This window comes from Mycobacterium sp. ABE4_509, from assembly GCF_056160785.1.
Genome location: NZ_JBSWXU010000249.1, coordinates 1 through 3,739, shown reverse-complemented (window position 1 = coordinate 3,739; position 3,739 = coordinate 1). Strand labels below are relative to the sequence as shown.

The 3,739-nt window shown below is 69.0% G+C and carries 4 protein-coding genes; 1 reads left to right on the top strand and 3 read right to left on the bottom strand.

Going from position 1 to position 3,739, the window contains the following annotated elements:
• The coding region (locus tag ACXAID_RS27410; protein ID WP_475025320.1) for an alanine racemase at positions 1–225 on the bottom strand (225 nt) is incomplete at its 3' end.
• A 104-nt stretch (positions 226–329) separates the two neighbouring features.
• Here ACXAID_RS27410 and ACXAID_RS27405 point away from each other — a divergent pair.
• Positions 330–1,139, top strand: a complete 810-nt coding sequence (locus tag ACXAID_RS27405) for a class I SAM-dependent methyltransferase (RefSeq protein WP_475025319.1) — start codon at positions 330–332, stop codon at positions 1,137–1,139.
• 11 nt (positions 1,140–1,150) lie between these two features.
• Here ACXAID_RS27405 and gad read toward each other — a convergent pair whose 3' ends face one another.
• Both gad and ACXAID_RS27395 read right to left on the bottom strand, forming a co-directional pair.
• Positions 1,151–2,545: a glutamate decarboxylase gene (gene gad / locus ACXAID_RS27400; RefSeq protein ID WP_475025318.1), complete on the bottom strand. Its 1,395-nt coding sequence runs from the start codon at positions 2,543–2,545 to the stop codon at positions 1,151–1,153.
• Between the two features lie 10 nt (positions 2,546–2,555).
• The coding region (locus ACXAID_RS27395) for an NAD(P)H-hydrate dehydratase (protein WP_475025317.1) at positions 2,556–3,739 on the bottom strand (1,184 nt) is incomplete at its 5' end.

Genomic DNA, 3,739 nt, shown 5'->3' with positions numbered 1-3,739 from the left:
GAGTTCGGCAGCGCCCGCGGCCAGCGCGGCGCGGGCCACCTCGGTGGCGCCGTGCCCGTAGCCGTCGGCCTTGACCACCGCCATCACCGCCGCTGAACCGGCGTGTTCGCGCAGCACAGTGACGTTGTCGGCGATGGCGTCGAGGTCCACCACGGCCCGCGGCTCGGACAGCCGATCAGGGCTGGGCGGAAGCGGCGGGGCGCTCGCGGTCGGGTTAATGGTCATGGTTCACCAGGCTCCATTGTCCCAGAACCCGCCGCCACGTCGGCAGGTGCCGACCCCGCGACGAAGACACCCTGATTTAGGGTCGCCTAACTACGCTGGGAAAGATGGGTGAACAAATATCTCTGGGCGAGATCCAGGAGACACTGCTGATTCCGCTGTACGGCCGTGCGCAGGACGCGCAGCGACCCACCAGCATCCTCGGCGACCGCAAGGCGATCGAACTGGTGACCGCGATCGACTACCAGTTCGACAAGTTTCGGGGTCCCACATTGGCTGGAGCGGTGTTGCGGGCGTCCATCTTCGACGAGTACGTCCGGTCCTTCCTGGCGAGGCACCCCGACGGGACCGTCGTCGACCTGGGGTGTGGATTGTCCACGCGGTTCGACCGGCTCGACAACGGACGCGTGCGCTGGTTCGACCTCGACGTCACCGACACCATCGCGCTGCGGCGCCGCTTCTGCGATGATTCCGACCGCTACACGATGGTCGCAGCCTCACTGTTCGACGCGGACTGGCATTCGCAGATCAGCGAGCGCCCCGGGCCGCTGTTCCTGCTCAGCGAAGCAGTCCTGCTCTACTTCCCCGCCGAAGAGGTGCACGCGGGCCTGCGCCAGCTCGCCGGCGCCTTCCCCGGCACCGGCCTGGCCTTCGACACCGGCGGCACGGTGATGATGGGTAGCCAGGACCGCAACCCGGTGTTCCGTGCTGTGCAGGCCCGGATGAAGTGGAGCTGTGAAGACCCTGCGACGCTCCAGAGCTGCGGACTGCGGTTGCTGGAATCACGCACCTTCGCCACACCGCAGCCCGCCGTCGCCAAGAGTTGGCCCGCCCGCTACCGGTACGGAGTCCGGGCGCTGCGGTGGGCACCTCCGGTCAGAACCTACAAGCTCAACCTCTTCGAAACGGCGGGCTGAGTACCAGCACCTCAGTGGGCGAAATGCGCCTCGTCGGCGAATCCGCCGATGCCCACGTTGTCCAGCTTGTCGAGCACCTTGACCAGGTCGTCGCGCAGCGCTCGGGCCAGGTTGGCCGAGAAGCCCTCGCGAACCACGACGCGCAACACCGCGACGTCGGTGGCGTTGTCGGGCATGGTGTAGGCCGGCACCTGCCAGCCGAAGCTGCGCAGCAGCGCCGAGACGTCGAACACGGTGAATTTTGCACCCTTCACCAGCTTGAACGCCACCACCGGGATCGCCGAGCCGTCCGAGATCACCTCGAACACCGGGTTGTTGTCAGGTCCGGGCAGGATGGCCAGCTCGTGGGCCAGCCACTGCGCGTTCTCCGCCAAACACCGCATCACCTGGATGTAGCCGTCGCGGCCCAGCCGCAGGAAGTTGTAGTACTGGCCGACCACCTGGTTGCCGGGCCGGGAGAAGTTCAACGTGAAGGTGGGCATGTCGCCGCCCAGATAGTTGACCCGGAACACGAGCTCCTCGGGCAGGTGCTCGGCACTGCGCCACACCACGAAGCCGATGCCCGGGTAGGTCAGCCCGTACTTGTGGCCGCTGACGTTGATCGACACCACCCGGGGCAGCCGGAAGTCCCACACCACGTCGGGGTGCAGGAACGGGACGACGAACCCGCCGCTGGCGGCGTCGACGTGCACCGGGATGTCCAGACCCTTGTCACGGGCGAGTTTGTCGAGCGCCGCACAGATGTCACCAACGGGCTCCAACTCACCGGTGAACGTGGTGCCCAGGATCGCCACCACGCCGATGGTGTCCTCGTCGACCGCATCGACGACCTGTTCCGGGGTGATCACGTAGCGGCCCTCCTCCATCGGCAGGTAGCGCGCCTCCACGTCGAAGTACCGGCAGAACTTCTCCCACACCACCTGCACGTTGGAGCCCATCACCAGGTTGGGGGTGCGGTTCTTCCAGCCGTCGCCCTGCTTCTGGCGCCACCGCCACTTCATCGCCAGCCCGGCCAGCATCACCGCCTCGCTCGACCCGACGGTGGACACCCCCGTTGCGGTCGACGGGTCGTCGTCGCGCAGATCCTCGGCGTGGAACAGGTCGGCCACCATACACACGCAGCGCTGTTCGATCGCCGCGGTGACCGGGTATTCGTCCTTGTCGATCATGTTCTTGTCGAACGTCTCCGACATCAGCTGTCCCGCTTCGGGATCCATCCACGTCGTGACGAAGGTCGCCAGGTTCAGCCGGGAGCTGCCGTCGAGCATCAGCTCGTCGTGGATGAACCGATAGGCGGTCTCGGGCTCGAGCGCTTCGTCGGGCAACCGCAGGGCCGGCAGCGGCGAGGTGGACATCCGGCCGGTGTAGGCAGGGGTGAGCGAGGAGTGGCGCGAAACGTTGGGCATGCCCTCTTTTCTAGAGGATCGAACCCAATGCCGCGCGCAGATGGCCCAGGATCCGCGACGCCGACGTCGGCGCGGGGGCCGGACCGGGATCGTGGGCGGCCGCCTGGGCGGCGCGGGCGTGGACGAATGCCGCGGCGGCAGCGGCTTCCCCGGGTGGTAGACCGGCTGCCAGCAGAGCCCCGATGACACCGGTCAGCACGTCGCCGGACCCGGCGGTGGCCGCCCATGAACTTCCGGCGATATTCAGGTGAACCTGCCCGCTGTCCGGGTCGGCGATGACGGTGACGTTGCCCTTCAGCAACACCGTGACACCCAACCGTTCGGCCAGCCGGCGGGTGTCGGCGATCCGGTCCTCGCCCGGCGGCGCGCCGGCCAGGCGGGCGAACTCACCGGCGTGCGGGGTCAGCACCGTCGGCGCCCGCCGGCCGGCAACCAGCTCGGGGTGAGCGGCCAGGATCGTCAGCCCGTCCGCGTCTACGATCACCGGCAGATCGGTCTCCAGAGCGAAACACAGGGCGGCAGCGGCTGTTTCGTCGGTTCCGAGCCCCGGGCCGACAGCCCAGGCCTGTACCCGGCCGGCGGTGGCGTAGCTGGGGGTCGCGATCACCTCGGGCCAGTGCGTCACCACCTCGGCGGCCGCGCTGCCCGCATAGCGCACCATTCCCGAGTGGGCAGCGACCGCGGCGCCGGTGCACAGGATCGCCGCGCCCGGGTAGGTCGACGACCCCGCCATCACACCGGTGACACCCTGGCTGTACTTGTCGTCGGCGCGTCCGGGGACCGGCCAGAGGGCGGCCACGTCGGCGGCGTCCAGGCCGACGATGTCGGAGCCGGGCAGGTCCAGCCCGATGTCCACCAGCTCGACGCGGCCGCAGGCACCGAACGCGTGCACCGGTTTGAGCCCGCCGAAGGTGACGGTCAACGCCGGGGTCACGTGCGCGCCGTCGGCGGCGCCGGTACCCACATCCACGCCGCTGGGCAGATCCACCGCGACCACCGGGACTGCGGCCCGTTCCACGGCGGCGAAAACCTCGGCGGCGCCGGGGCGCAGCGGACCCGAACCCGAGATGCCGACCACGCCGTCGATCACCAGATCGGTTGCCGCCGGCAGCGCCTCGACGATGCGTCCGCCCGCCCGGACGAATGCGGCCAGGGCCGCGGGGTGGGCCTTGGCCGGGTTGAGCAGGATGGCCG